The following is an 865-nucleotide window of genomic DNA, read 5'->3' on the forward strand; positions in this document are numbered from 1 at the left end:
CAGCCACGACAAGCTCCGCGCCCATCTGGCCGACTTCGTCAGCGCCTACAATTTTGGCCGCCGCCTGAAGACCCTGCGGGGTCTCACGCCCTACGAGGCCATCTGCAAAGCATGGTCCGCCGAGCCCAGTCGCTTCAGGTCAAACCCGCTCCACCAAATGCCGGGACCAAACATCTAGCGCAGGTCGCGCAGCAGCGGTTCGGCGACCATCCGCACCGGCGCCTTCACCGGCTTGCCGCGGCCGATCAGGATCGCGACGCGGGAACTCTCCGGGTCGGTCTCGAACCGGGTGCGGACCCAGGCCACCAGGAACTTCAGGTATTCCGACGCCAGCAGTTTCGTGGCCGAGGGGCTGTGCCACCAGTCGGCGCCGTCGAACCCTTCGGCGATCACCGGATGGGGCACGATCCGGTCGCCCCCCTGCAGGGCGTGGTCGAGCTCGATCAGCGTCCGCGGCATGTGGTAGTTCGAAGTCACCACCGCGACGGTGCTGAAGCGGTTGTGGCGCATCCAGCGCCGAGTCTCGATGGCGTTGCCGATGGTGTTGCGCGCCCGGTAGTCGAGGTCGACGCAGCAATCGATCCAGTGGCGCTGCGTCGGGTTGAGCCGGGCGATCTCGTCGCGGCTGGTGCGCTCGTTGACGCCGGTGATCAGCAGGCGCCGGCCGTAGCCGCCGGCCAGCAGGTCGATCGCGTCGCCGATGCGCTGGGCGCCGCCGGTGAGCGCGACGATGCCGTCGGCCCGGCCCTGCGGCACCCGCTCGCTGCGGTCCAGGGCGGCGACGAAGGCGAGGAAGCCGGCGACCAAAGCCACCGCGGCGAGGCCACCGAGGCCGAGGATCGTCAGCGCCACCGGGCCGATGGGC

Annotated in this window: 1 protein-coding gene and 1 pseudogene; one reads left to right on the forward strand and one right to left on the reverse strand. The window is 69.8% G+C overall.

Annotation, left to right across the window (positions count from 1 at the left end):
* A pseudogene (locus tag FV222_RS27730) lies at positions 1–178 on the forward strand (IS481 family transposase); the annotation flags it as partial.
* On the opposite strand, the gene FV222_RS27735 reads toward FV222_RS27730, so the two are convergent.
* A complete protein-coding gene (locus FV222_RS27735; protein WP_147816378.1) occupies positions 175–861 on the reverse strand; it encodes a YdcF family protein in 687 nt (228 codons plus the stop codon). The pseudogene FV222_RS27730 and the gene FV222_RS27735 sit on opposite strands and share 4 nt — an antisense overlap.
* Positions 862–865 lie beyond the last annotated feature (4 nt).

The sequence above is a fragment of the Methylobacterium sp. WL103 genome (genome assembly GCF_008039885.1).
Taxonomy (GTDB): Bacteria; Pseudomonadota; Alphaproteobacteria; order Rhizobiales; family Beijerinckiaceae; genus Methylobacterium; species Methylobacterium cerastii.